This window comes from Draconibacterium halophilum, assembly GCF_010448835.1.
GTDB lineage: Bacteria > Bacteroidota > Bacteroidia > Bacteroidales > Prolixibacteraceae > Draconibacterium > Draconibacterium halophilum.
The window spans coordinates 1442331-1468177 of sequence record NZ_CP048409.1; the positions used below are offsets into that span (position 1 = coordinate 1442331).

23 protein-coding genes are annotated in these 25847 nt (G+C 40.2%); 11 read left to right on the plus strand and 12 right to left on the minus strand.

Features of this window, described 5'->3' with window-relative positions:
• Nucleotides 1-6: 6 nt before the first annotated feature.
• Nucleotides 7-1365 (minus strand): glutamine synthetase family protein, encoded by a 1359-nt coding sequence (locus G0Q07_RS05790; protein WP_163345190.1) that lies wholly within the window; start codon nt 1363-1365, stop codon nt 7-9.
• A gap of 450 nt (nt 1366-1815) precedes the next feature.
• On the opposite strand from G0Q07_RS05790, the gene G0Q07_RS05795 reads away from it, so the two are divergent.
• The 3 genes from G0Q07_RS05795 to G0Q07_RS05805 all read left to right on the plus strand — a co-directional run bounded on the left by G0Q07_RS05795 (nt 1816) and on the right by G0Q07_RS05805 (nt 6160).
• Nucleotides 1816-4005 carry a glutamine synthetase III family protein gene (locus tag G0Q07_RS05795; protein ID WP_163345191.1) on the plus strand — a complete coding sequence of 730 codons (2190 nt, stop codon included), beginning with the start codon at nt 1816-1818 and terminating at the stop codon, nt 4003-4005.
• A 164-nt stretch (nt 4006-4169) separates the two neighbouring features.
• Nucleotides 4170-5534: a PD40 domain-containing protein gene (locus tag G0Q07_RS05800; protein ID WP_163345192.1), complete on the plus strand. Its 1365-nt coding sequence runs from the start codon at nt 4170-4172 to the stop codon at nt 5532-5534.
• A complete protein-coding gene (locus tag G0Q07_RS05805; protein ID WP_163345193.1) occupies nt 5501-6160 on the plus strand; it encodes an OmpA family protein in 660 nt (219 codons plus the stop codon). Before G0Q07_RS05800 ends, G0Q07_RS05805 begins: the two co-directional genes overlap by 34 nt.
• Here the strand turns inward: G0Q07_RS05805 and G0Q07_RS05810 are convergent.
• From G0Q07_RS05810 to G0Q07_RS05835, 6 genes are all read right to left on the minus strand, one after another.
• A complete protein-coding gene (locus tag G0Q07_RS05810) occupies nt 6157-6804 on the minus strand; it encodes a peptidase associated/transthyretin-like domain-containing protein (protein ID WP_163345194.1) in 648 nt (215 codons plus the stop codon). The two genes, G0Q07_RS05805 and G0Q07_RS05810, sit on opposite strands and share 4 nt — an antisense overlap.
• 99 nt (nt 6805-6903) lie before the next feature.
• Nucleotides 6904-7833, minus strand: a complete 930-nt coding sequence (locus G0Q07_RS05815; RefSeq protein WP_163345195.1) for a sensor histidine kinase — start codon at nt 7831-7833, stop codon at nt 6904-6906.
• Nucleotides 7834-7870: 37 nt separating this feature from the next.
• The gene (locus G0Q07_RS05820) at nt 7871-8926 is read right to left on the minus strand and encodes a potassium channel family protein (protein WP_163345196.1); all 1056 of its coding nucleotides are present in this window, start codon (nt 8924-8926) and stop codon (nt 7871-7873) included.
• A gap of 1 nt (nt 8927) precedes the next feature.
• Nucleotides 8928-10235, minus strand: coding sequence for a DUF2851 family protein (locus tag G0Q07_RS05825; protein ID WP_163345197.1), 1308 nt, complete (start codon nt 10233-10235; stop codon nt 8928-8930).
• Nucleotides 10236-10325: 90 nt separating this feature from the next.
• Complete coding sequence (locus G0Q07_RS05830) at nt 10326-10853, minus strand: RNA methyltransferase (protein WP_163345198.1); 528 nt, start codon at nt 10851-10853, stop codon at nt 10326-10328.
• Nucleotides 10854-10897: 44 nt separating this feature from the next.
• On the minus strand, nt 10898-12235 hold the full coding sequence (locus G0Q07_RS05835) for an arginine deiminase (RefSeq protein WP_246222995.1): 1338 nt from the start codon (nt 12233-12235) through the stop codon (nt 10898-10900).
• A 153-nt stretch (nt 12236-12388) separates the two neighbouring features.
• Here G0Q07_RS05835 and G0Q07_RS05840 point away from each other — a divergent pair, with 153 nt between their 5' ends.
• The 3 genes from G0Q07_RS05840 to G0Q07_RS05850 are packed head-to-tail and all read left to right on the plus strand — an operon-like array spanning nt 12389 to nt 13855.
• Complete coding sequence (locus G0Q07_RS05840; protein WP_163345199.1) at nt 12389-12973, plus strand: DUF4294 domain-containing protein; 585 nt, start codon at nt 12389-12391, stop codon at nt 12971-12973.
• A gap of 1 nt (nt 12974) precedes the next feature.
• Nucleotides 12975-13541, plus strand: coding sequence for an RNA 2',3'-cyclic phosphodiesterase (gene thpR, locus G0Q07_RS05845; RefSeq protein WP_163345200.1), 567 nt, complete (start codon nt 12975-12977; stop codon nt 13539-13541).
• On the plus strand, nt 13538-13855 hold the full coding sequence (locus G0Q07_RS05850; RefSeq protein ID WP_163345201.1) for an antibiotic biosynthesis monooxygenase family protein: 318 nt from the start codon (nt 13538-13540) through the stop codon (nt 13853-13855). Before thpR ends, G0Q07_RS05850 begins: the two co-directional genes overlap by 4 nt.
• Nucleotides 13856-13861: 6 nt before the next feature.
• Here the strand turns inward: G0Q07_RS05850 and G0Q07_RS05855 are convergent, their stop codons facing one another.
• Both G0Q07_RS05855 and G0Q07_RS05860 read right to left on the minus strand, forming a co-directional pair.
• Entirely contained in the window at nt 13862-15280 is a 1419-nt protein-coding gene (locus G0Q07_RS05855) for a sugar transferase (RefSeq protein WP_163345202.1), read from the minus strand.
• An 88-nt stretch (nt 15281-15368) separates the two neighbouring features.
• A complete protein-coding gene (locus G0Q07_RS05860; protein ID WP_163345203.1) occupies nt 15369-16232 on the minus strand; it encodes a Gfo/Idh/MocA family oxidoreductase in 864 nt (287 codons plus the stop codon).
• Nucleotides 16233-16666: 434 nt separating this feature from the next.
• Here G0Q07_RS05860 and G0Q07_RS05865 point away from each other — a divergent pair, with 434 nt between their 5' ends.
• The 5 genes from G0Q07_RS05865 to G0Q07_RS05885 all read left to right on the plus strand — a co-directional run bounded on the left by G0Q07_RS05865 (nt 16667) and on the right by G0Q07_RS05885 (nt 22514).
• Entirely contained in the window at nt 16667-17317 is a 651-nt protein-coding gene (locus G0Q07_RS05865; RefSeq protein WP_163345204.1) for a protein-L-isoaspartate(D-aspartate) O-methyltransferase, read from the plus strand.
• Between the two features lies 1 nt (nt 17318).
• On the plus strand, nt 17319-17957 hold the full coding sequence (locus G0Q07_RS05870; protein ID WP_163345205.1) for an MBL fold metallo-hydrolase: 639 nt from the start codon (nt 17319-17321) through the stop codon (nt 17955-17957).
• Nucleotides 17958-18161: 204 nt separating this feature from the next.
• Nucleotides 18162-21038: an aminomethyl-transferring glycine dehydrogenase gene (gene gcvP, locus G0Q07_RS05875; RefSeq protein ID WP_163345206.1), complete on the plus strand. Its 2877-nt coding sequence runs from the start codon at nt 18162-18164 to the stop codon at nt 21036-21038.
• A gap of 67 nt (nt 21039-21105) precedes the next feature.
• Nucleotides 21106-21909: a 4-(cytidine 5'-diphospho)-2-C-methyl-D-erythritol kinase gene (gene ispE / locus G0Q07_RS05880; RefSeq protein ID WP_163345207.1), complete on the plus strand. Its 804-nt coding sequence runs from the start codon at nt 21106-21108 to the stop codon at nt 21907-21909.
• A gap of 182 nt (nt 21910-22091) precedes the next feature.
• Nucleotides 22092-22514, plus strand: a complete 423-nt coding sequence (locus G0Q07_RS05885; protein ID WP_163345208.1) for a hypothetical protein — start codon at nt 22092-22094, stop codon at nt 22512-22514.
• A gap of 128 nt (nt 22515-22642) precedes the next feature.
• On the opposite strand, the gene G0Q07_RS05890 is transcribed toward G0Q07_RS05885, so the two are convergent.
• The 3 genes from G0Q07_RS05890 to G0Q07_RS05900 all read right to left on the minus strand — a co-directional run bounded on the left by G0Q07_RS05890 (nt 22643) and on the right by G0Q07_RS05900 (nt 25846).
• Nucleotides 22643-22969: an acetyl-CoA carboxylase biotin carboxyl carrier protein subunit gene (locus G0Q07_RS05890; protein WP_163345209.1), complete on the minus strand. Its 327-nt coding sequence runs from the start codon at nt 22967-22969 to the stop codon at nt 22643-22645.
• Nucleotides 22970-22992: 23 nt separating this feature from the next.
• Nucleotides 22993-24537, minus strand: coding sequence for an acyl-CoA carboxylase subunit beta (locus tag G0Q07_RS05895; protein WP_163345210.1), 1545 nt, complete (start codon nt 24535-24537; stop codon nt 22993-22995).
• Nucleotides 24538-24766: 229 nt separating this feature from the next.
• The gene (locus tag G0Q07_RS05900; RefSeq protein ID WP_163345211.1) at nt 24767-25846 is read right to left on the minus strand and encodes an LptF/LptG family permease; all 1080 of its coding nucleotides are present in this window, start codon (nt 25844-25846) and stop codon (nt 24767-24769) included.
• Nucleotide 25847 lies beyond the last annotated feature (1 nt).

A 25847-nucleotide genomic window follows, 5' to 3' on the forward strand; every position in this document is an offset into this window, starting at 1 on the left:
GTTATTTTAAATTATTTCAAAATACCTTTTTAATTCCCACTGTGGATCGTTGTTATCAATCTGCTGACATTCCCATTCGCGTGTAAGGGTGAAATGTTTTACAAATGCCTGGCCAAACAATTCGTTGGCAATTTCCGAATTGGCCATAAGTTTTGTGGCTTTTTCAAGCGAATCAGGTAATACTCCATTTCTCATTTCCAAATAGCCATTTCCTTTGGTGGGAGGGTTTTTTAGCGGTAGTTTATTTTTTACTCCATAAAGTCCGGCCGCCAATGAAGCGCCAAGTGCCAGGTAGGCATTGGTGTCCGAGCCTGGAACTCGTAATTCGATGCGTGTAGATTTTTCACTTCCGGGAATGGCGCGTATCGCACAAGTACGGTTATCAATTCCCCAAGTAAGTGTACGAGGTGCCCAATCGCCGCCGCTCAGGCGTTTGTAACTGTTTGGGTTGGGCGCAAACATGGGCAGTATTTCAGGAAGACATTTTAAAAGTCCGGCAATGTAATGTTGCATGGTTGAACTCATCCCTTCTGTTGATTCTGAATCAAAAAATATATTTTTATTTTTATCTAAATCCCACAAACTTTGGTGAATATGGCCACCACAACCCGGTAGTTTTTCATTCCATTTGGCCATAAATGTGGCCACGAAATTGTGTTGATAAGCAATCTCTTTTACGGCTGATTTTAGTAGCAAGGCTTTGTCGGCAGCTGGTAAAATGTCGTCGTGAATAATAGTTGCTTCTAAAACTCCAGGCCCCGTTTCGGTGTGCAATCCTTCAATTGGTATTTCGAACTTATTTAAAAGTTCAAATAAGTCGTTAAAATAGGGCTGATGGAGAGAACTTCGCAAAATGGAATATCCAAACATCCCCGGCGAAATTGGTTTCAGTTCGGTAAAGTTTGAATCAGAGATTTCAGTTGGTGTTCCCTGAAAATTAAACCACTCAAATTCTTGCGAAAAGACAGGTTTAAAACCCATTTCTTCACTTTGGTGCGCAATGCGTTTTAATAAACTACGCGAACAGGCTGCTTCGGCATATTTCTTATCGCTACTAAAATCACCCAAAAGAAAAGGCGTATTGTTTTCCCACGGAATCTGACGATAAGTTTCAGGGGCAACGCTGGCTTTTGCATCGGGATATCCCGTGTGCCAGCCGGTAATTTTGCTGTTCTCGTAACATTTGTCGTTGCAATCCCAGCCAAATATCACATCGCAAAATCCCAGCCCGTTATCCAGTGCATTCAGAAACTTGTTTTTGTGAATGTATTTGCCACGCAAAATCCCGTCTATATCGGCTACGGCAAACTTTATTTTCGTATAATCTTTTTCCTTTATTTTGGTCAGTATTTCTTGCTTATCCATGGCGTGCATCAAATTTAATTTAACCAGTATTAATGATTAAATATGAATTAAATAAAAAAGGGGCTGACAAATAATTGTCATACAATTATTTGTCAGGGTTAACCTTGACATTGAAAATCATGAAACAAATTTAAGTAAACACGTATCAAACAGATTTTCAATCGTCAACACTTCGTGTGAAAAATTTTGTAAATTTTTCAGGTTAAAATAAACGATGTTTGAGGAAATAACAAATATTGGCATTATAACATTTTAAATTGGAGTTATATTATTTATGTGCTGTTTGGCTAAAAAAGTGAAAAAATTCCAGAATTACCCCTGTTGATTTAAGGCTGCAGTAAACATTTTCTTAAAAAACGTGTATTAAGCATGATAAATGTCAGTAGCGAGTGTGGAAAATGTTATTTTTGAGGACAGACAAAAAAACAACAGACTTAAATAAAATTAATCATGGCACAATTTAGATTTAAAGCACTTGATGAAGTGCTTAACCGTAAGCCGATAGAAATCGAACGCGAGAATAATCTGGTTTCGGATTACTATGGTATGTTGGTATTCGATCAGGCAAAAATGAAAAAATATCTGTCGCGCGAAGCCTACAAAGCGGTTACCGATGCGGTTGAACGCGGAACAATAATTGATCGAAAAATGGCCGACCAGGTGGCGCAGGGAATGAAAGCCTGGGCAATTGAAAACGGCGCCACCCACTACACGCACTGGTTTCATCCTTTAACCGATGGAACTGCCGAAAAACACGATGCATTTATTGTTCATGGTGCCGACGGAAGTGTAATTGAATCATTCTCCGGTACACTTTTAGCACAACAAGAACCGGATGCTTCGTCCTTTCCGAGTGGTGGAATCCGCCAAACTTTCGAGGCCAGAGGTTACACGGCCTGGGACCCTTCGTCTCCGGCATTTATAAGCGAAACAACACTGACAATTCCTACCATATTTATTTCCTATACCGGTGAGGCACTCGATTATAAAACCCCTTTGCTGCGTGCCTTAAATACAATTGACAAAGCTGCTACCGGAGTGTGCCAGTATTTTGATAAAAACGTGTCGCGTGTAACAGCTAACCTCGGGTGGGAGCAGGAATATTTCTTAATTGATGAGGCATTGTACATGGCTCGTCCTGACCTGATGTTAACTGGCCGGACTTTAATGGGGCATGCATCATCAAAAGATCAGCAGCTCGATGATCACTATTTTTCATCAATCCCAACGCGTGTAAATAAATTTATGCAGGATGTTGAGAATGAAGCTTACAAGCTGGGTATTCCGGTAAAAACCCGTCATAATGAGGTTGCTCCCAACCAATTTGAGTTAGCTCCGATTTACGAAGAGGCCAATCTGGCTAACGATCATAACCAGTTGTGCATGGATATTATGCAGAAAATAGCCCGTCGCCATAAATTCCGCATTCTTTTTCACGAAAAGCCTTTTGCCGGAATTAACGGATCGGGAAAACACAACAACTGGTCGTTATCGACCAATACGGGTGTGAATTTGTATTCGCCGGGGAAAAATCCAAAATCGAATCTGCAGTTCTTAACCTTTGTAATCAATACTTTAAAAGCCGTTTTTGATAATCAGGATTTGCTGCGTGCAAGTATTTTAACATCATCAAACCAACACCGTCTGGGAGCCAATGAGGCGCCTCCATCTATAATTTCAGTTTTTCTGGGAACAGAAGTTTCGGCAATGCTGGATCTGATGGAAGAAGCGGTGGTTGACCGTAAAATGACTCCGGATGAAAAAACTGCTTTAAAACTGAATATTGGTCGCATTCCTGAGATTATTCTCGACAATACCGACCGAAACCGTACATCGCCATTTGCCTTTACCGGAAACCGTTTTGAATTTCGCGCTGTGGGGTCGATGGCGAATAATGCTTCTGCTCTGATTGTGTTGAATACGGCAGTTGCCGATCAGCTTAAAAAATTCAAAGCGGAGGTTGATGCACATATCGAAAAAGGAGTGAAAAAAGATGAGGCGATTTTCCAGGTGCTGAAAACCTTGATTATTGATACAAAACCAATTCGATTTAATGGCGATGGTTACAGTGTTGACTGGGTGAAGGAGGCTGAAAAAAGAGGTTTGTCGAATATCGGGAATGTACCGGATTCGCTGGCCGCCTATCTGCGTGAGGATTACATCGATCTGTTCAAACGAAATGGTATTTTCAATAAAACCGAAATTGAAGGAAGGGTAGAGGTTGAATACGAGAAATTTATTATGAAAGTGCAGATTGAATCGCGTGTTCTTGCCGATATTGCCATTAATCATATTGTACCAACGGCAGTTGAGTATCAAACTATGTTGCTCGAAAATGTGAAAAATCTGAAAGAAGTATTTCCGGAAGAGGAGTTTCTGTCGTTGGCAGGTGGCAGGTTAGATCTGATTAGGGAAGTTGGCAGTCATATTTCAGCGATTAAAGCAAAACGTAAGGAAATGATTGCTGCCCGTTCCAAAGCAAATAAAGTGGAAGACGTGATTGATAGGTCAAAAGAATATGATAAAGAGGTGCGTCCGTTTCTGGATGATATTCGCGATCATATCGACCGACTTGAACTAATTGTTGACAATGAGAAATGGCCGTTGCCAAAGTACCGCGAGCTGCTTTTTATTCGATAAAAGAACTATACGAGGATATACAAAGGACTTTCCGTTTTTCGGGAAGTCTTTTTTTATTTCCGTATACTTAAGCAACTAATAATTCGTTAAATAAAAGACGAAATAATTTTATTGGAAATAGTCGGTAAAAAAATTTTACTTTTACTCCCCGAAATTGAATGGGTATGAAGCAGGTTAAACTAGCTGTTTTTGTTATTATAATAGTCTTTTTAAGTGGTTGTGGATCGGCCAGACACGGGCGCGATGCTTTACTTTCGCAAGATATTGGTGAATATTATAAAGCCATTGAAAAGTACCGTAAGGCCAGGAAAAAAGAAAAGAACCGGCAAAAAAGGATCGAATATGCTTATCAATTGGCAGAATGTTACCGGGCCATCGGTCGCTACGATTATGCAGCCCAAAACTACAAGTTTGCCATCCGCTTGGGATATGACGATACCGAAGCACTGTTGCATTATGCCGATATGTTGCGCATAACACAAAAATACGAAGAGGCTTACGAAACTTACCGAACCTACCTCGATTCGGTTCCGGGCGACCAGCGTGCGTTAGATGGTGTTGAGGCCATGCAAAAAACGCAGGAATGGGTAGCCAATCCAACACGTCATATTATAAACCCGATAAAAGAGATTAACTCGCGCGAAAGTGATTTTGCCCCTGTTTTTGTTGGTGGTCGCGACAACGAGATTTATTTTACTTCATCGCGACAAGCATCCACTGGTAAAAAAGAAAGCATGATAACCGGACAAAAATACACCGATATATATCGTGCTACTTTTGGTATACAACGCCAAAAATGGGAAAAGCCAAAGTTATTGGACGAGAACATGATCATTAATACCGGTGAAGAAGAAGGAGCTGTTACATTAAGCTCAACCGGTGAAGAAATGATATTTACACGATGCCGATACGATAAATCGGAACCTTTGGGTGCCGAACTGTATTCCACTTCGCAGTCGCGCGGATCGTGGTCAGGGCCAATAAGACTACAAATTGTTGGCGATAGTATTATTGCTGCACACCCTGCACTGAGTGCCGATGGAATGGAGATTTACTTTGTTTCGGATATGTTAGGAGGCCAGGGAGGAAAAGATATTTGGAAAGCAACGGTTGACGGTGGTAGTTTTGGAAAACCGGTAAATCTTGGCCCGATTATAAATACCGCCGGCGACGAAATGTTCCCTTTTGTGCGCGATAACGGAGAACTTTATTTTGCCTCGAATGGGCACATTGGGCAAGGAGGTTTTGATTTGTTTCAGGCACACCGAAACGAAGATGGAATTTGGGTGGTTGAAAATATGGGATCGCCAATGAATTCGCCCGCCGACGATTTTGGAATTGCATTTGTAACCGGCGAAAACAAAGGGATGTTTACATCAAACCGCAAAGGTTCGCGGGCGATGATATTTACTCGTTTCTTGTTCCGCCAAAAGTGTATCAGATCGAAATTGACGTTTTCAACAAGGAAACAGCGTCGCATCTTGGTGGATCAACCATGCGTATTATCGGAACTGATGGTACAAACTTAAAAGTACGCGCCCGTGGCGGCCGGTTTAAAATGAAATTGAAGCCCGAAACAGAATATGTTTTTGCAGCCTTTAAAGATGGTTTTCTGCGCGACAAAGCTGCAGTGAATACTATTGGCATGGAGGACAGCAAAGATTTTCGTTTTACAATGAATCTTACCCCAACCGATGCACCGATAAAAGTTGATAATATTAATTACGAATTTGGCAGCTGGGAATTACTCGAAAGTTCGAAAGTAGCTTTAGATACGTTGGTTGAGATATTGGTTTTTAACCCAACTATTACCATCGAGCTAATGGCACATACCGACTACGTAGGTAGCGATCAGTTTAACTTCGATCTGTCGCAAAAACGTGCACAAAGTGTAGTGGATTATCTTATTGAAAAGGGAATAAATCCTGACCGACTGGTTGCTAAGGGATATGGCGAAACCTGGCCAAAAACAGTAACCCGAAAATTGGCAAATCAGTACGACTTCTTGAAACGTGGGGATGAATTAACCGAGGAGTTTATTCTGCAATTGCCAGAGGCGCAGCGGGAAATTGCCAGTGGTATAAACCGTAGAACAGAGTTTAGAGTGCTGTCTACCGACTTTATCGAGCGATTTGATGCCGAACCGGAAGGTTAATGGCTCTTCTCGGGTTTCGTTACTGTATCGGATTCCGTTTCAAAGGGTGGTTTTTTTACTTTTCGCGTTGAATAATAATCTGTTTCGTATAGTTTACGCCTTTTTCTTTTTTGTACTGCTTTATCAATTAATTTTAGCGGAACACCTAAAATTGGTAAAAAACTTACAGAACTGGCCTTTGTTCGCATAAGCCGGTTGTGTTCGGTCATTATTGTAGTTGTAGGGTCGCTTTCCGGTTCCATTTTATTGTACTTGCGAGGTTTGTAGTCGTCTAAAAAATCTAGGTTTTTTTGGGCGCGTTTTTGATCGGTCATTTGTCCGGGACTAACCACTACCTCGGGTATTTTTACATCTTCTGACTCTAACATAACCACCGGGCTTTGCAGTAGCTTATACACCTGAATTGAAATACGAAAGTACGAGATGTGAGAAAAGATCAGCGAGTCTCCAGGACTTACAGTTAATTTGAAAATTCCATTGCCTCTCGTAATATCTTTTTCTAATGTTCGCGGATTGATTACATAAACATCGGCAATTGGTTGACCTTTAGTGTCAATTGTTTTTCCTTCGATAATAAAAGTGGAATCTTGTGCGTAGGTATTTATACAACACGTGATGGCTAACAGAATGGTTAATGTTTTCATTTTTGTTTAGTTTTCAGCGTAAAGATCGTGATTACTTGTTTTAAGGTTGCTAAAAAAAAACTAAACTATGTTAATGGGAATTATCAGAAGAAATTCAGTTTAACGAGAAGCAGGAGAATAGGGTATACGAAAATTAAATGTTGATCCTTTTCCAATTGCAGAAGAAAATCCAATGTCTCCTTTTAACAGTTTAACGTTGCCATAGCAAATAGAAAGTCCCAGACCAACACCATCATAAGTCTCTTTTTGTTCGTCATGTGCTTTCTGAAAGCGTTGAAAAATGAATGCTTTTTTATCAGGCGAAATGCCAATGCCAGAATCTTCAACCGCAAATTTTAGCATTTCATCCTCAAGTACATAGCTCAGCTTAATACTGCCTGAAGCTGTATATTTATTGGCATTACTCAGCAAATTCATAATTACCTGGCGTAGTTTGCCGGCATCAGTAATGATGTAACTTTTGTCATCACTAAGTCCTTTCTTTACCTCAAATTTTATCGATTCTTTTACCAGGGGAGAAAAGGCTGCATTAATTTCGTCAATCATAGAATTCAGCGTAAAAGAGTTATCGTACACCTTTACATTACCCGACTCGATCATTGAAATATCCAGCAGCTGGTTGACGATATAAAGCAGCTGGTTCGAACTATTTCTGATGATAGCAAGAAACTGATTTGCTTCTTTTTCGTTAAATTTTTGGGAGTTCAGAATGTCGGAAAAACCAATGATACTGTTCATTGGAGTTCTTATCTCGTGAGAAATATTTTGTAGAAACGATGTTTTTAATTCATTGCTTTTTTTTGCTTCTGATTCGGCTTTGCGTAATTTTTTAAGGTGCGATTTTAACAACAAAAACAAAAGAACTGAGGTGGTTGCCACATAAAACCAGCCTTTATAAGTTTGTAGTTCCGTTAGTAATTCCTGGTCGCTGGAAATAGTCAATAAAAACTTATCGGAGAAAATAATCCAAAGTCCTCCAATCAACAGGTAAAGCAAAGTAATACGATATTCAAATTTTATCTTTTTCATTCCTGCGCAGGTTATTGATGGATTACAGCTTGTTGGTTTATTTAGCTACTTCGCTTTCCATCACTTCTTTCAAACGTTTTATTTGGGCCGGATTTCCCAAAACAAAAAGCTGATCGTTGCGCGAAAGTATCATTTGCGGATCGGGATTAAAAACGTAACGCGCGCCACTTATTTTTATACCAATAATGTTGGCACCTGTTGTTTCGCGCACTTTTAGCTCGGCAATTGATTTGCTCACAAAACGTTGCGCGAGGTTTTTACAGGATACTTCCTCAAGGGTAACATCCTGCGATTTTTGCAGCAGTATATACTCGATAAACTCAACAACATCGGGTTGGTGCACCAGTTTTGCCATTCGCTGCCCTCCAATGCGTTCAGGCATAATTACATTGGTGGCGCCGGCTCGTTTCAATTTCATTTGGCTTTCCAATTCCGATGCGCGACTAATAACGGTTAGTCCCGGGTTCATACTACGAGCAGTCAACACCACAAAAACATTGTCGGCATCGGTTGGGGTGGTGGCAATTAAAGCCCTGGCCCTTTGAATACCGGCTTGTTCCAGCGTATCTTCGTGTGTTGCGTCGCCTTTTATGTATAATATGTTCGGATTTTGGCGTATCCTCGTAATAACGTTATCGCGTTTGTCGAGAACAACAAACTTAACATTGTTTTCTTCCAGTTCCATGGCTGCCTGTTCGCCATTTCTGCCGTAGCCCACAATAATAACGTGGTCTTTTAATTTTGCAATTTTCTTATCCACCCTGTACGTTTTTATATAGTTAGCTAACTCTCCATCGAATATAAATCGTGCCATATTTGAGCCAACATACGCCAAACTACCCAAACTAAAAATAATGAGAATAATGGTAAACAGCATTCCCGTTTCGGTTGGTTCGTGGCCAACATGCTTAAAACCAACAGTTGATATGGTAATAACTGTCATGTACAAACTTTCAAGCAAAGTAAGGTCTTCGATGTAGTAGTAACCGGCGGTCCCAAATAAAAGAATCGAGACCAGCAAGGTAATACCAGCCTTAAGCGTACGGCTCGATACGGCTTGAAATTTATTATACTGTAGATTACTTGTAGGCATGTTAGTCGTCCTGATTTTGTATTGATGAAACCAATTTCACCCCTAAATGGCAATTTAAACATTTTTTTGATTCGCAGTAATAGTTTTTTAGCTGAAGTAAAGCTTGCGAATCAAAAGCTGAACGCGCCTGAATGCCCATATCCGCCCATTTTGAAATGATAGAATTGCTTTCGGCGGGCAGATTTTCCAGAATCTCGAGCGCCCGGTTTTTTAATTCGTGTTTGTTTTGATTTTCGCCGTACACAAACAAAAAAGGAACAATTACATTGATAATCAGGATATGGGCAGCCGTATCGCCCAATTCCTTTGCTTGGGGTTTTTTCGATGTTTTGTTGAAGTTGTAATGTGTATCCCAGTATTCCGAGGCTTTTACTTTAAACAATTTTTTAAGTTCTTCCATGGATTCAATTTCCAGAATCCTGGAAAATAGTCCTTCCGAATGATAAATAAGTGCTGCCAATTGCGAGATTCGAATGGTAGGGAAGTTGGGTGGCCGTAGCCGCATAAATTTCCACAAATGTCCTTCAATTCCTTTCAGTTTGTATTTTTTGTACAAGAAAGAATACTCATCACGTAGGTGGATATAATAATCGTCGCCCAGCAATTGCTGATTCAATAATCCTGAATTTCCAAACAGCAGTGCTTCCAACTGAAAAAGGCTGTTTTTATGTTTTAACAGCGTTTGTATGGAAAGCGATTTTGCCAGCAATTCAAAAGGCACTGCATTAACTTTAAACCCAAACATCTGCGCCAGCACCTGAAAAAATGTTTCTTCCCAATTGTTGTTATTTTGCCTCAGTTGCTCAACTATTGCTTGTGTTTTTGTTTCCAGGCGTTCAATCATCAGCCGGTTAAAACCCAGTTGCAGCACTATCGGATCAACTTTATGAAACTGTTTTTCGCAGGCGATCCATGTCTGGGCATTAATCAACTTCTCGTAATTGTGTTTCAGTTGTTCGGGGTAGTTCAGAATTAGAGTTGGAATAATTTCTCCATTATTTCGGGCGATTGTTGTGTCAGCAGTTTCAACCACATGTAAAATAACATTGTCGTACGCTTTGTCGTTGGTGTGTTCGTGTTTTTGCCAGTCGGATGCTTTTTTATGGATCTCGATATTGCCGGCCCATGTCGTTTCGTTTAGTTTGATCTTTGCATTAAAGAAATCAGGACCGGAGTCGGAATTTTTTCGTCCCTGATCGATAATTTCCAGCTGGTCGCCATCAATGGTTTGTAACTGATTGGTCGTGAAAAGCCTGTTTTGCCAAATGTATTGCAGAAATTCTTCGGGCATATTTTGTGGGTCAGCCATTTGGGAATATTTTTGTTTTCCTTAAAAATAAGGAAAATGTTTGAAATATTTAAAAGTGATGGGGTTTGACTCCAAGTCAGGCTAACACTTTTATTTAATCTTCTGGAAAATATCCCACAAAACAATTCCGGCACTTACCGAAATATTAAAAGAATGTTTGGTACCGTATTGCGGTATTTCAATGCTTCCGTTGCAAAGATCTACTACACTTTGTTTTACACCTTTTACTTCGTTCCCAAAAACCAGCGCTACTTTTTCGCTTTTAGCAGGTTGGAAATCGGGCAACATAATACTGTTTTCAACTTGTTCAATGGCATAAACTTTAAATCCTTTTTGCTGTAGCCTTTTAACTACTTCTTCAGAATGTTCAAAATATTCCCAGTCAACCGATTTTTCAGCGTCAAGAGCCGTTTTTCTGATTTCGTTATTGGGAGGTGTGGCAGTAATTCCACAGAGGTAAATTGTATTAATGAGTAAAGCATCGGATGTGCGGAATACCGAGCCAATGTTGTTGCAGCTTCGGATGTTATCGAGCACCACAACAATAGGAGTTTTTGTCGATTGTTTGTATTCCTCAACGCTTAAACGGCCAAGTTCTATATTTCTGAGTTTACGCATAAATCTGTTTTTTTCAATGTCATCTCGAGGAGAAACCGCTGAAACTACCAATTCACCGGTCCTCTTCTGAAGGGTTGCGACATACACCGGGCACCACCACCACCGCGTGCTAATTCTGATCCGGCAATGGTAACTACACATTTTTTGTAATCATCCACATTTGCTTTTCCGGTTATAATATCGGTGGCAGAAACAACGTCGTAACCGTTGTTGTTCAACTCATCGATGGTGTGCACATTGCGTTGGTAACCGATTATTTTTCCCGGGGCAAAGGCCAAAAAGTTAGCGCCGCTGTGCCATTGTTCGCGTTCCTGAATCCACGGATCGCTGTTGCCGCCGCAGGAAATTGGTTTTAAATCCATGCCCAGTTTTTTCAATGCTTTCGGAAGGTTTGGCATTTCTTCAATGCGGCTTACATTGCCATTATCTATTTCAATGTGAATAGTTTTAAAACGGCTCATTCCAAAAATTACAGGTGGATAAACCATACACTCATCGGTGTTCAGAAATGTAAAAACCATGTCGAGATGAATAAACGACTCGGGCGTTTCTGGCAATTCCTGAACGATAATATGTTGTTTCCTCTTTTTCTGCTTTTTTATATTTTCGATAATGAAGTCAATCCCTTGCGTGCTTGTTCTTACTCCGGTACCGATAACAAAAATATCGTCGCGGGCAATTTGTACGTCGCCGCCTTCTACCATCGATTTTCGGTTAACCATAATTCCCGGTTCAGGATTCCCGGGGGTCAAGACCTGGCTTTTAACGGCAGGATGGTATTTGTATATGGCCTCCATTATAACCGATTCTCTTTCGCGCACGGGATTGGCCATTTTGCCAATTAGCATATTGTCGTTCATCGCCATTGCCGAATCGCGCGTGAAAAACAGGTTGTGCAAAGGGCGGAGTAAAAAGCGCTCGTTGCTCAGGTAGTTGGTGAGGTTGGTTTTCTCCAGCACCACCCCTTCAATTAACATTGCTGCCAGTTGTTTCGAATCAGTATCAAGCATTTGCTGGCACGAGTCGATGTATTCGGTCATGCAGATCTCGTTCAGCAATTCTTTTTTTACTTCGTTGATGGCCAAAATGTCGGCCAGCAGATCCTTCACCTGGTATACCTGCGATACCTTTTTTAGTACCCCTTCAAACTGGGCATATTCGGTCGAGGCTATCGATAGATTTAAAATGTCGCTGTATAAAGCACGTTCGGCATTTGCCGGTGTCATATTTTCAACTTCCGAACCCGGTGTGTGGATAATAACGCCTTCCAGTTGGCCAATTTCTGAATGAACCGATGTTTGCATAATTGCGTATAAACTTTTGTTTTCGGGCTCAAAGATATAAACTTTGCATGGTCCGTAATTGATTAACGAATATTTCATCTGTTTATAATTGTTTATTTTTATGGTAACAGACGTAGCTCGCAGTATTATAATCATGCCGTTGTGTGAAAAATTATCTCAGATTATGCGTATTCGCGCAGACTTTTTGTTATACTCGTTTCGTTCTACTTTTATGTTGTTAAAAATATTTTGGTGAAGAGGCTTTTATTTATATTGATTTTTTTGTTGGGAACCTGGCTTGCCGGAGCGCAGGAAAACGATACCTCTGATGTTTATATTGGTTATGTTGAGGATGGCGACACCATTATTTTTAAGAACATCAAAGAGATACCTGTTTTCCCTGATCGAGAGTTTAAAAACAAGCGGCAATACCGGCGCTATACCCGCTATGTGCGTAAAGTAAAAAAGGTGTATCCTCTGGCAGTGAAAGCACGTGAACTGCTAAAGAAATACGAGCCGGAATATAATGCTCTTGAAACGGGAAAGGAACGACGGAAGCTCATGAAAAAACTTGAAAAAGAATTATTGGCAGAGCACAAAGATGAGCTCAAAAGATGGTCGATTTCGGATGGTCGTATTTTGTTAAAACTGATTAACCGCGAAACGGAGCGAACACCCTACGGGCTGATAAAAGATTTCAGGGGAGGATTTAGTGCTACTTTCTGGCAGGGGATTGCTAAGCTTTTCAGAAACGACTTAAAAGCCGGGTACGATCCTGCCGAAGAAGATCAAGTGCTGGAGGAGATCGTAACTCTGATAGAATTAGGATATTATTAAAATGCGTGAACACATCAGAACTTTTATTGCCTTAAAAATAGCTCCAAATCAGAAAGTGCTGGAATTATTGCAGCATTTTAAAAACCTTTTTCCGAACGACCGGATTAAATGGGTTGACACCGATAATTTTCATCTCACCCTGCGGTTTATTGGCAATACAACACGCGAGCAACTGTATGAATTGGTTGATCGTTTGGAGCTTTTATTTTCTGATCAATCAAAATTTCAGATTACTTTAAAAGGAACCGACTATTTTAAAAGCAAAAACCATCCACGCGTTTTGTTTATAAAACTATGTGAATCGGAAGAATTATTTAAATTGGTTTCGGAGATTGAGTCACAGGTGGTTGCCAGTGGTTTTAAAGAAGAGAAAAAAACATTCACCCCGCATTTAACATTGGGGCGTATAAAATTGGTGGAAAACAGAAATCGTTTTTTTTCGCTATTAGATGAATGGCCAACAATTGAATATCAGAAAATAGAGGTTGCGGAACTAATTTTGTTTCAGAGTATATTAAAACAAACCGGCCCGGAGTACAGGCCAATAAAGACATTCCCGTTAAAATGATTGCAAATACACCAAATCCGCCTTATTATGCGGTTATTTTTACCACACTGCGCAACAACATTGATGACGGTTATGTTGAAATGGCCCGACGAATGGTGGAATTGGCCAAACAACAACCTGGTTTTTTAGGTGAAGAATCAGCTCGCGACGAATTGGGAATAACCGTTTCGTACTGGGAGAGCCTGGAAGCGATGAAAGAATGGAAGCAAAACATTGACCATTTGCAGGCTCAAAAGTTGGGAAAAGAAAAGTGGTATAAAAAATACAAATTAAGAGTTGTCCATGTGGTGCGTGATGCGGAATTTGGATTCTGATCCGGTTTATTTTCCGTTGCCTTTAACGCTAACCATAATGGTGTAAATCAGTATTTTAAAATCGATGTATAACGAAATATTCTTCAGGTACATCATGTCGTAGGTTAATCGTTCCAGCATTTCTTCAACATTCGATGCATAACCATATTTTACTTGTCCCCACGAGGTTATTCCCGGACGCAGTTTGTGCAAGTGTGTATAATGCGGTGCACGTTCAATAATTTGTTTAATGTAAAATTCCCGCTCGGGGCGCGGCCCTACCAGCGACATGGTTCCCATAATTACATTAAAAAACTGTGGAATTTCATCGAGGTGTGTTTTTCGCAAAAAACGGCCAATAGATGTAATTCGTGAATCGTTTTCCGACGATAGTGCCGGGGAGCCATTTTCGGCACCGGCTACCATACTCCGCAGTTTATATATATAGAACGGTTTTCCGTAACGTCCTATTCTTTGTTGTTTGTAAATAATTGGCCCTTTTGATGTTGTTTTTATGATAATTGCCAGCACAATAAAAACAGGGAAAAACAGAATAAGTGCGATAATGGAGAAAAGCACATCCAGCAAACGTTTCATGTTTTCCTGCCAGCCGGGCATTAATCCGTTGCTAATTTTTATTAGTGGACTCCCGAAAATGGTGTTGGTTTTTGTCATTCCGGAAAGCAAATCGTACAAATCGGGAATACCCCAAATGGTGATTTGCCTGTTTTCAATTATCGTGAGTATTTCACTTAGTTGATCGTGCTCGCGTGTTTCCAGAGCCAGAATAACTTCTTCAATATTCTCCTTGTCCAGAATGTCGATAATGTCTGTTATGTGTCCAAGCATTGGCAATTGCTCGCTTAAAACAGAATTGCTGTTCTCATCAAGTTCGATAAAACCAACAAATTTATTCCCCGCCGGCCTCACCTGGCTCGACATTTCGTTGAAAACCTTCAGCGCTTTTTCGTTACTACCGATGATGAGCGTGTTAAAACCAATCTTGCGTTTGTGTATATTGTGAATGGTTTGTGTGGTTAGTACCAGTCGAAAAATATAGGTGAGCGAGAAATGTAATCCAAACAGTGTGAAAATTAAATTGTAGTAATTCTTATACGATCCAATCCAGTCGTCTAATAAAAATGCAAAGAAAATTACAACCACACCAACTGCCGATGTGGAAAAAGTTTGCCCAAGTTCCAGCAGTCGCGACCTACGGTAAATATTGTTATAAAACCCAACAATGTAATAAAATGTAATCCAAAAAGCAGGGATGATCAGTAATCCCAAATAAAATTGCGGAGTGAGCTCAAATGGGACATCCCAGCCATTAAAGTATTGGGGTTCAATAATTTCTTTTCGATATACAAAAAAAGCAGCCCAGGCAAGTGCTGCGGCAAAAAAATCGAAAAATAAATATTTGGCTGTTTGCCACGATTTATTCATGAAAAAGCGATTAAGTCAGGTCGTTTTTGTAATCAGTGTTTAAACGCCCTGTAATGCAAAATATTGCGGCAAAAGTAGTTTTTTGCAGTTAATGAATGGAAAATTGCGAGATCTTTTTATTGATTTTTTGCGCCACGTGCATGGCAATTAAATAATCATCAAGAGTAGATGTTTTTTTGATCTTTCCTTCTATGGCTTGAATAAAAATATCCAGCTCGTCTACTACACAATCTTCATCAAACTCAATAGCTTTATTATCGGAAAGGAATTTTTCTTTGCTGAAATTAAAAGTTGCAAACTGGTTGTCGGAATAAATTCTGACCTTGAAATTCTTCAGCGATTCCAGTTTTCCAAAATTCAGGTTAACAACCGAGGCATCGCTAAACTCAAGACGTACGTTCGTAAATTTAGAGTTGTTATATCCTGGAAAAGTTACGGCGCCAATTTTTTTTGGAGAAATGCCCGTAACACCCAGAAGCATAAGTAACATGGAGTATAGCGATTTCTTTTCTGTAACATCGTTTTCAAAATTGGAATAATCGATAAATGCCGGTGTTTTGATGTTTTTGTTTACCCACTGAATGGCCGGTGAGAAAAAATAAGGATTGGTAACCTGCACTACCGAACGCGACTCATTAATCAGTTTATTCAGCTCGCTGCACTCGTCGATGGTGAGATCCGGATATTCAGCACAAAATATATGCTTTGATTTTTTTACAATATCACGCATAAAATTAAACGGCATAGGCGTTGAATTGTCCATTATAATCACATCGGCGCGTTCAATTAACTCAACCCGGTTAAATTCAGGAATGGAATAATGAAAACCGTTCATTTCTTCGCTCGATCCAACAGATGCTTTCCCAATAATATTGATTTGGGTATTTTTCTTGATTTCCATTACAAATGGTTCAAGAATTCCAGTATTTCCGATTAATCCAACATTCAGCATATTGTGCTATTTAAATGATTTCTATGCAAATATAGAATACAGCCTAACATCTTTTAAAAGTGCCGGTGTTAATTTATCAACGTTAAATGTTAATATTCATTATGTGTAGCTACTGTTGTTGGTAACTATATTCGATTAATTTTGTGATTGAAACCTGAGTTCGATTTTAAATCTTCCCTCAGTTTAAATAAATTTTTAGTAGAAATTGAGTCAGATTTTTGAAGGACTATCGGGATAATTCAAAAAAAATATGAATCGATTTATACAAAAATAAGGAAAATCCGAAGGAAAATACAGAAATGCGCAAGATTTGAACTCAAAATATCTTAAAATAGCCCGCTATTCTTGCGATATTTTCAATCCAAATCTTGCACATTTCTGTATTTCTGAGACAAATATTTAAAACCAAACTCAAGTTTATAGTAACGTAAAAAATGATAAACGAAACATCGCGACATAAAGGCTTGCGCAAGCGTTTGGTCGAAGGCTTGAAAGTAAAAGGTATTCGAAAAGCTTCTGTTTTGGAAGCTATAGGCAATGTTCCGCGCCATTTGTTTATGGATAGTAGTTTTATAAATTTTGCCTATAAAGATCAGGCATTTCCAATTGGTGCCGGTCAAACCATTTCGCAACCGTATACAGTAGGTTTTCAAACTCAGCTGCTTGATGTGCAAAAAGGCGAAAAAGTACTCGAAGTTGGAACCGGTTCTGGCTACCAGGCAGCAGTTTTAGTTGAAATGGGTGCAAAGGTTTTTACTATTGAGCGACAAAAAGAGTTGTATACAAAAACGCATCGATTTCTGCCATCCATTGGGTATAAACCGGCTTGTTTTTTTGGCGACGGCTATAAAGGCCTGCCCGATTTTGCGCCATTCGATAAGATTTTGGTTACTGCAGGAGCTCCATCGGTTCCGCCAGAATTAAAAATGCAGCTTAAAATAGGAGGTAAACTTGTGATTCCGGTGGGCAACGATAAACACCAGGATATGTGTGAGATTATTCGAACCGATGAAAATGATTTCACCATGAAAAAACATGGAGGCTTTATTTTTGTTCCTCTCTTAAAAGGAACCGTAAATTTCTGATATGATAAAAGTTGAAAAATTTGTTGTAAACCCATTGGGTGAAAATAGTTTTGTGTTGAGTGACGACACAAAGGAATGTGTAATTATAGATCCCGGGTTTTATTATGGAGAAGAGCAGGATGAATTAAAATATTACATCGAACGGAACGAGTTGAAACCGGTAAAAATAATCAATACGCATTGCCATTTTGATCATATTATGGGCGTTGATTTCATTCGTGATGAATATAAAATTCCGTTTTGTGCGCATGCCGATGATGCCTTTTGGGTTGATCGCGCTGTTGATCAGGGGAAAATGTATAATTTTGAAATGAACCCGGTAAAACCTATCGACACATTTATTGAGGAGGGGCAGACAATTGAGTTTGGTGAATCTAAATTGGAAGTTATTCATGTTCCCGGTCATGCACCCGGCCACGTTGTTTTTTACAGCAAGAATGATAAGCTTTTAATTGCCGGCGATGTATTGTTTTATGGCAGCATTGGCCGAACCGACTTGCCCGGTGGCGATTTTGATACGTTAATCAGTAACATAAAAGGGAAACTTTTTGCGCTGCCCGACGAGACAAAAGTGTATTGTGGCCACGGCCCGGAAACCACATTGGGATTTGAAAAGGGCAATAATCCGTTTTTAACCTGAATTCCGGTGAGCGCATTCCCCGATGGCTATGCCTGGGGGAAAGCGAACGAGACAATAAAAAAGTCCTTAACGGAATCGGATTCCTGGTCAGATTTGCTGCGAGGAGTTTCATTGTAAATGCGTTAAAATGGTTTAAAATCATTTTTTAAAATCCGTTCAGTTTATATACTTGCACAAAAATTCACACTAAAATAAAAATATCGAATGTCTCAGGATAGATTTGTCACCCGCCATAATGGCCCACGAGGTTTGGAAGTTTCCGAAATGCTTGAATCTGTTGGTGTTTCATCGATGGAGGAGTTGCTTGAGCAAACTGTACCAGCCAATATAAGGTTAAAGCAGCCTTTAAAAATGAATGAAGGATTGTCGGAACGGAAATACTTCCGACGGATTCTTGATCTGGCATCAAAAAATAAAGTATTCAATACGTACATCGGAATGGGGTATTACGACACGATTACTCCGGCAGTGGTTTTGCGTAATGTGCTTGAAAATCCGGTTTGGTACACTTCTTACACGCCTTATCAGGCCGAGATTTCGCAAGGTCGACTAGAGGCCTTGTTGAATTTTCAGACCATGGTTTGTGGTTTAACCGGAATGGACATTGCCAATGCATCGTTGCTCGACGAGGCTACTGCAGCTGCCGAGGCAATGGTGATGATGGCAAATCTTCGCTCGCGAAAAATGGTTAAAGCGGGTGTAACTACCATTTTGGTGGATGATAAAATGTGGCCACAAACCCACGATGTGTTAAAAACCCGTGCACTGCCTTTGGGGTTTGAATTAAAAATTCAGCCAAAAGACGAATTTGTATTCGACGAGAGTGTGTTTGGCGCAATCGTTCAATATCCAAATGCTGATGGCGAAATTCTTGATTATGCCGGGCTGGTTGAAAAAGCGCACGAAAAAGATATAAAAGTAGCTGTTGCTGCTGATTTGATGTCGCTGGCAATTCTCACTCCTCCGGGAGAGTGGGGCGCCGATATTGTTTTTGGTAACTCGCAACGATTTGGAGTTCCGATGGGATACGGCGGTCCGCATGCAGCATTCTTTGCTGCCAGTGAAGCTTTCAAGCGAAATATGCCGGGACGTATTATTGGCGTAACCAAAGATATACATGGCAACAGGGCACTTCGTATGGCGCTACAAACGCGCGAGCAGCACATTAAACGCGAAAAAGCAACCTCAAACATTTGTACGGCACAGGCGCTGTTGGCTATTATGGCCGGGTTCTTTGGTGTTTATCATGGCCCTGAAGGAGTTGTTGGCATTGCCGAGCGCATTCATAATATTGCAGGTTTCCTTGCAGCTGAAATTGAAAAACTTGGATATACTCAGATTAATAAGAATTACTTCGATACCATCCGTTTTGCACTGCCAAAACATGTAATGCGCGAAGATATTGAGTGGTTGTCGCACGAGTTGGAAATGAACTTCCGCTATTTCGAAAATGGCGATGTTGGTATTAGTATCGACGAAACAACCAACCCGCAAGATATTGGCTGGATAATTGAAGTATTCGCAAAAGCCGCCAATAAAAAATGGCAGGTTGCCGAAGAATATCCTGAAGGATTTGAAATTGATGCCGCGTTTAAAAGAACATCGGAATTTATGACCGAAGAGGTGTTTAATAAATACCGCTCGGAAACGGAGATGGTTCGTTACATTAAGCGACTGGCAAAAAAAGATATTTCGTTAACGCAATCGATGATCTCGCTGGGATCGTGCACCATGAAACTGAACGCAGCTACAGAAATGTTGCCGTTGAGCTGGATTGAGTTTAATGGTTTGCATCCGTTTGTTCCTAAAAACCAGGCACGCGGTTACCAGGAAATGATGGAAGAACTGCGGCGTGATTTAGCAGAAATTACCGGAATGGCTGATGTGAGTTTGCAGCCAAACTCAGGTGCCGCCGGCGAGTATGCCGGTTTAATGGTTATTCAGGAGTACCACAAAAGCCGTGGCGAAGGACAACGCGATGTGGTGATCATTCCTTCATCAGCACACGGAACCAACCCTGCAAGTGCGGTTATGGCCGGTACAAAAGTGGTTGTGGTAAAATGCGACGATAAAGGAAATGTTGACATGGGCGATCTGCGGGCTAAAGCTGAAGCGCACAAGGACAATCTCTCTGCGTTTATGGTAACTTATCCATCAACGCATGGTGTTTTCGAGGCGTCGATTATTGAAATGTGCGAAGTAATTCATCAAAATGGCGGCCAGGTTTATATGGACGGTGCCAACATGAATGCACAGGTTGGATTAACAAATCCGCGAATCATTGGAGCCGATGTGTGTCACCTGAACTTACATAAAACATTTGCCATTCCACACGGTGGTGGTGGCCCTGGTGTTGGCCCAATTGGTGTTGCCAGTCATTTGGTAGAATTCCTGCCATCGCACCCAATTATGAATAACGGGCACGTGGGAATAACGGCTGTTTCTGCAGCTCCATGGGGAAGCGCGTCGGTGTTGCCAATTACTTATGGTTACATAAAAATGATGGGTGCTGAAGGATTGACAGAAGCTACAAAACTCGCTATTCTGAATGCCAATTATATTGCCACAGCATTAAAAGATAATTACGGAATTTTATACACCGGCGAAAATGGGCGTGTCGCACACGAACTGATTTTGGAATGCCGCCACCTGAAAGCTTCAGCAGGTATTACTGAAGAAGATATTGCCAAGCGTTTAATGGATTATGGTTTCCACGCGCCAACGCTGTCGTTCCCTGTTCATGGAACGCTAATGATCGAACCAACCGAAAGTGAATCGAAAGATGAACTGGATCGTTTTATTAGTGCGTTAAACTCCATTTTCGAAGAAGTGAAAGAAGTAGAGAACGGTATTGCCGATAAAGCTGACAACGTGCTTAAAAATGCACCTCATACAGCTCAGAGCGTTTGTGCTGATGAATGGACACACGCGTATGGTCGCGAGAAAGCTGCTTATCCGCTCGATTGGGTGCGCGAAAACAAATATTGGGTGCCCGTTGGCCGTGTTGATAATGCCTGGGGAGATCGTAACCTGATTTGTACTTGTGGTTCGCCGGAAGAGTACGAAGCTTTTTCGGACTAAAAAAAATAATTTTATATAAATCGAGGAAGCCGTCTGAATTTTCAGGCGGCTTTTTTATTTTTGCTGTATGATCACATTTCCGAATGCTAAAATAAATATCGGGCTCAATGTTGTTGAGAAACGACCAGATGGTTACCACAACCTGGAAACCATTTTTTACCCGGTAAAATTATCGGATGCTTTGGAGGTGATCGAAGCTGAAACAACAAGCTTTTCTTCTTCCGGAATTAAAATTGATGCTGAACCGGAAAATAACCTCGTTTACAAAGCATATTCCTTGCTTACTGAGGATTTTAATATGCCGCCGATAAAAATGCATTTACACAAAGTAATTCCGTTTGGTGCGGGACTTGGAGGTGGTTCTGCTGATGCGGCTTTCGCATTAAAAATGCTGAACGATTATTTTGGGTTGAGTTTATCTATCGATCAGTTGAAACAATACGCTGCCCGAATTGGAGCCGATTGTCCGTTCTTCATTAATAACAAACCAACATTTGCCCATGGTATTGGCGATCAGTTTAAGTCGGTAAATATTGATTTGTCGAGGTATGAGATTGTAATTATAAAACCTCCGTTTTCGGTTAGTACACCACAAGCTTATAAAAATATAGTACCGGCAAAGCCTCATTTTAATCTGCTTGAAATTGCACAACTTCCGATCGAAGACTGGAAAACGGTAGTAAAAAATGACTTTGAAAAAAGTGTATTTCCGCAATTCCCCGAAGTTGAAAATCTAAAGAATAAGCTCTACGAAGCGGGCGCAGTCTACGCGTCGATGTCGGGAAGTGGCTCGGCGGTATTTGGTATATTTCGCCATTCACCGACAGATTTAGATAGTTTCATACCTGGGGGTATTTTTATTTACCGATAAGCCCGTACGTTTACCGACCCTAAGAACTCATTAACATTTTTTCTATTCTTTTTAACAAAACAAGATGTAACCTTTGTACTCATTAATAGTCATATTAATTGAAAACAAGAAAACAAAAAAGTCCTTTACGAAGGCATTTTGAAAACAAACAATTAGTGAGAAAACAACAAAAAACAGAGAACATGAAAACTAGAAATTATTTAAAAACAGTTGCACTTATAATAGCCGTAATATTTACAGTAGTAACCGCTAATGCAACAGAGAAAGTAACAAAAGCCTCAAGCCATGAGAACATTGTTGAAACATCGTTGAACATTGAAAACTGGATGACCAACGAAGCTATCTGGAATACTTCCGATGTGTGCAATTTTGTTGAAGCACAAGAAGAAACGCTTAATCTGGAAAACTGGATGACCAACAGCGATGTATGGTCTACTTCAACCGACTGGGCAGTTGAAACAACAGAAGCCAACCTTGAGTTGGAAGGCTGGATGACTAACGATTTTGACTGGAAAGTAGAGCCAACTGCAACAGTAGAAACAGAAACTGAAGGAAATTTAAGCCTTGAAGACTGGATGATTAACGAACGAGTTTGGAATATGTAATAAATAGAAAACGCGATTAGTTTTATTTGGATTTTTAAGAGTTGCCGCTTAGTTGAGGCAACTCTTTTTTGTATAAAAAAACCGCACAAATAATTGCGCGGTTTCAGTATGTCTAAACTCGTTTCGAGTTATTTAGTCGGCTTAATTTCCAACATCAGATGACGGTTAGGAATAGTCTGACCTTTTTTGATGTGGATTTTCACGATCTCTCCGTTAAAAGGCATTCTTACCTGGTTTTCCATTTTCATTGCCTCAAGCAATAAAAGTGTTTCGCCTTCTTTCACCTTTTGTTTGGGTTTTATAAAAATATCGATAATGGTTCCCGGAATGAATGAATAAATTTCATTCGGGTCGGGAGATATATAATTCAACCTATTCTCAAATTTCTTTGTATAGGTTGTTTTGTATACAGCTCCCTGAATAACAAGATTTTTAAACTCTTTTTCTTCTGCCATAATAATACAATTTTTTTAGTGGTTTAAAACGGAGGAATTCCATGTTTCTTAGCTGGCATAGAAGAACTCTTGTTTTCAGAAACCTGCAAGGCATGTAATATGCGTGAACGTGTTTCGCTAGGCTCGATTACTTCGTCGATATAGCCCTGTGCAGCAGCAACATAAGGATTGGCAAATTTTTGTTTGTACTCCAGAATTTTTTGCTGACGCATTTCTTCAGGATTCTCAGCTTCTGAAATTTCTTTACGGAATACGATGTTCGCTGCACCTTCTGGCCCCATAACTGCAATTTCGGCTGTTGGCCATGCAAATACAAAGTCGGCACGCAAGTGACGCGAGTTCATAGCAATATAACCACCACCATATGCTTTTCTTACAATTACCGTAATTTTTGGTACGGTAGCTTCACTGTACGCATAAAGAATTTTTGCTCCGTGACGAATCACACCGGCATGCTCCTGGTCAACTCCCGGCAAGTATCCCGGCAGGTCTTCCATGGTAACAATAGGAATATTAAACGAGTCGCAGTAGCGAATAAAACGACCTGCTTTATCCGAGCTGTCGCAGTCCAGTACTCCGGCAAGAACCATTGGCTGGTTGGCAACAAAACCTACTGTTTCGCCGTTCATTCTTCCGAAACCAATAATAATATTTGGCGCAAAATCTTCCATTACCTCAAGGAATTCGGATCCATCAGTGATTCTTTTGATCACCTCTCTCATATCGTAAGGAATTCTTGGATCTGAAGGAACAATGTCTTCCACCTTGGCACCTTTTAATGGCGATTTTGGTTTGTGAGCCAATGCTTTTCTTGAGTTGTTACGTGGAATATAACTGATAAGTGTTTTTATCTGCTCGAAACATTCCAACTCGGTTTGTGCATAAAAATGTGCGTTACCGGTAATTTCGGCATGAACACGGGCACCCCCCAGCTCTTCCATCGAGATCTCTTCGCCAAGTACTGATTTAATTACACTTGGCCCAGTAATAAACATTTTCGAGATGTTCTCAACCACAAATACAAAGTCGGTTAACGCCGGAGAATAAACAGCTCCACCGGCACAAGGGCCAAGTATTACCGAAATTTGTGGAATAACACCAGAAGCCAGTGTATTACGGAAGAAAATTTCTCCGTAACCGGCCAATGAGTTAACTCCTTCCTGGATACGAGCACCTCCCGAGTCGTTGATACCAATTAAAGGAACGCGCATTTTCAGTGCGTGGTCCATAATTTTTGTGATCTTGCGGGCATGCATTAATCCCAGCGAACCTCCTGCAACAGTAAAGTCCTGGGCGAAAACGCAAACCGGCTTATCGTAAATAGTACCGGTACCAATGATTACACCATCTCCGTGTAGTTTTTTGCCTTCCATGCCGAAATCTTTGGCAGCATGCTCAACAAATAAGTCGTATTCGTGAAATGAGTTTTTATCCAACAGGGCCAGGATACGTTCACGGGCTGTGAGTTTTCCCATTTTTACCTGTTTCTCAATGGCTTTATCTCCACCACCTTTTTGTACTTCTTTCTTTCTTTTACGAAGATCGAGTACGTTACTTCTTAGTGACATAAAGTATTTTTTTAGTTATAAATTACCCGGTAGTCGACCGGTGTTATTTTTATTAAGCGTGGGCAAAATTATAATTTTTTTTTATTGCCGTGGGCTTATGTATTGCAGTACTACGGAAATTAAGCAACATAGGTTCAATCACTTCGAATTATTGTATTATATGTTTGAAAAATTGCAGGAATTCAGCCCAATCAAGTATCGTTTGACATGTATAACGATATTACTGATTTTAACGGGCAGCCCAACGGTAAACAAATAATGCCAATATTGCATAGGATATATTTGGGAGCCAAATGGCCAGAATAATAGGAACTGTTCCACTAACGGCAAATACCGTTGAAATTTGCATAAATAATATGTAGGAGAAAGCCAGTAGCAATCCAAGTCCAATGTGCAATCCAAGTCCTCCTTTTACTTTTCGCGATGCAAGTGCAGCACCAATTAATGTTAGAATAAAAGCTGAAAACGGGTTCGCAATTCGTTTATGTTTTTCAATTTCCCATTCAATATAATTTACACCACGCATTTTCATCAACTTAATTTCCTTGAGCAGTGCCGGCGTAGGATAGGTTTCCATCTCATTTCTTAACTGTTGAAAATCTCCTGGTGCCATGTTTAGTGTGGTATCCATTCGGTAACCTTTCTCGAAGGTTTCGTGATCTTCAAAAATATTACGTTTCCAGTAGGAGTTAATTACCCACTTTTCTGTTTCGTCATCCCAGCGAATATTTCGTGCCGTAAGTTTCTCTTTTAATTCAGAGTCTTCAAAACGCTCTAATGTAAAACGCATTCCTACATTGTTGGCATTAAAGCTTTGCATGTAAATATAGGTGCCGGGTTCAATCTGGCGGTGTATATTCCGAGTGGTACCAATGCTGCGGTCTTTAATATACTTGTGCCTAAAATTGATCATTGTTTTATTGGCCGGCGGAATAATATAATTGCCCAGCACAAAAGAGAACAGGGCAATGATGAAAGCGGATACCAGGTAGGGACGCATTAACCGTGCATAAGAAACGCCGTTACTCAGTATGGCAATAATCTCGGTGTTATATGTCATTTTTGAGGTAAAATAAATTACCGCAATAAATGTAAACAGCGGACTGAAAAGGTTGGCAAAATAGGGGATAAAGTTCATGTAGTAGTCAAAAACAATATCCTTAAGCGGAATATCTTTTGAGAGGAATTCATCGAGGTTTTCAGAAATATCGAAAACAATGGCAATACTCAAAATCAAACCAATGGCATAAAAGAAAGTTCCTAAAAACTTTTTCGAGATGTAAAAGTCTATTGTTTTATACCACTTCATG

What these genes read in the sequence shown, in the direction of transcription:
- G0Q07_RS05830 (WP_163345198.1), bottom strand. Translation starts at nt 10,853, where the DNA reads ATGCGTAAACTCAGAAATATAGAACTTGGCCGTTTAAGCGTTGAGGAA.
- G0Q07_RS05825 (WP_163345197.1), bottom strand. Translation starts at nt 10,235, where the DNA reads ATGGCTGACCCACAAAATATGCCCGAAGAATTTCTGCAATACATTTGG.
- thpR (WP_163345200.1), top strand. Translation starts at nt 12,975, where the DNA reads ATGCGTGAACACATCAGAACTTTTATTGCCTTAAAAATAGCTCCAAAT.
- G0Q07_RS05790 (WP_163345190.1), bottom strand. Translation starts at nt 1,365, where the DNA reads ATGGATAAGCAAGAAATACTGACCAAAATAAAGGAAAAAGATTATACG.
- gcvP (WP_163345206.1), top strand. Translation starts at nt 18,162, where the DNA reads ATGTCTCAGGATAGATTTGTCACCCGCCATAATGGCCCACGAGGTTTG.
- G0Q07_RS05800 (WP_163345192.1), top strand. Translation starts at nt 4,170, where the DNA reads ATGAAGCAGGTTAAACTAGCTGTTTTTGTTATTATAATAGTCTTTTTA.
- G0Q07_RS05885 (WP_163345208.1), top strand. Translation starts at nt 22,092, where the DNA reads ATGAAAACTAGAAATTATTTAAAAACAGTTGCACTTATAATAGCCGTA.
- G0Q07_RS05900 (WP_163345211.1), bottom strand. Translation starts at nt 25,846, where the DNA reads ATGAAGTGGTATAAAACAATAGACTTTTACATCTCGAAAAAGTTTTTA.
- G0Q07_RS05865 (WP_163345204.1), top strand. Translation starts at nt 16,667, where the DNA reads ATGATAAACGAAACATCGCGACATAAAGGCTTGCGCAAGCGTTTGGTC.
- G0Q07_RS05805 (WP_163345193.1), top strand. Translation starts at nt 5,501, where the DNA reads ATGCGTATTATCGGAACTGATGGTACAAACTTAAAAGTACGCGCCCGT.
- G0Q07_RS05815 (WP_163345195.1), bottom strand. Translation starts at nt 7,833, where the DNA reads ATGAAAAAGATAAAATTTGAATATCGTATTACTTTGCTTTACCTGTTG.
- G0Q07_RS05895 (WP_163345210.1), bottom strand. Translation starts at nt 24,537, where the DNA reads ATGTCACTAAGAAGTAACGTACTCGATCTTCGTAAAAGAAAGAAAGAA.
- G0Q07_RS05890 (WP_163345209.1), bottom strand. Translation starts at nt 22,969, where the DNA reads ATGGCAGAAGAAAAAGAGTTTAAAAATCTTGTTATTCAGGGAGCTGTA.
- G0Q07_RS05870 (WP_163345205.1), top strand. Translation starts at nt 17,319, where the DNA reads ATGATAAAAGTTGAAAAATTTGTTGTAAACCCATTGGGTGAAAATAGT.
- G0Q07_RS05820 (WP_163345196.1), bottom strand. Translation starts at nt 8,926, where the DNA reads ATGCCTACAAGTAATCTACAGTATAATAAATTTCAAGCCGTATCGAGC.
- ispE (WP_163345207.1), top strand. Translation starts at nt 21,106, where the DNA reads ATGATCACATTTCCGAATGCTAAAATAAATATCGGGCTCAATGTTGTT.
- G0Q07_RS05795 (WP_163345191.1), top strand. Translation starts at nt 1,816, where the DNA reads ATGGCACAATTTAGATTTAAAGCACTTGATGAAGTGCTTAACCGTAAG.
- G0Q07_RS05810 (WP_163345194.1), bottom strand. Translation starts at nt 6,804, where the DNA reads ATGAAAACATTAACCATTCTGTTAGCCATCACGTGTTGTATAAATACC.
- G0Q07_RS05855 (WP_163345202.1), bottom strand. Translation starts at nt 15,280, where the DNA reads ATGAATAAATCGTGGCAAACAGCCAAATATTTATTTTTCGATTTTTTT.
- G0Q07_RS05850 (WP_163345201.1), top strand. Translation starts at nt 13,538, where the DNA reads ATGATTGCAAATACACCAAATCCGCCTTATTATGCGGTTATTTTTACC.
- G0Q07_RS05835 (WP_246222995.1), bottom strand. Translation starts at nt 12,235, where the DNA reads ATGAAATATTCGTTAATCAATTACGGACCATGCAAAGTTTATATCTTT.
- G0Q07_RS05860 (WP_163345203.1), bottom strand. Translation starts at nt 16,232, where the DNA reads ATGCTGAATGTTGGATTAATCGGAAATACTGGAATTCTTGAACCATTT.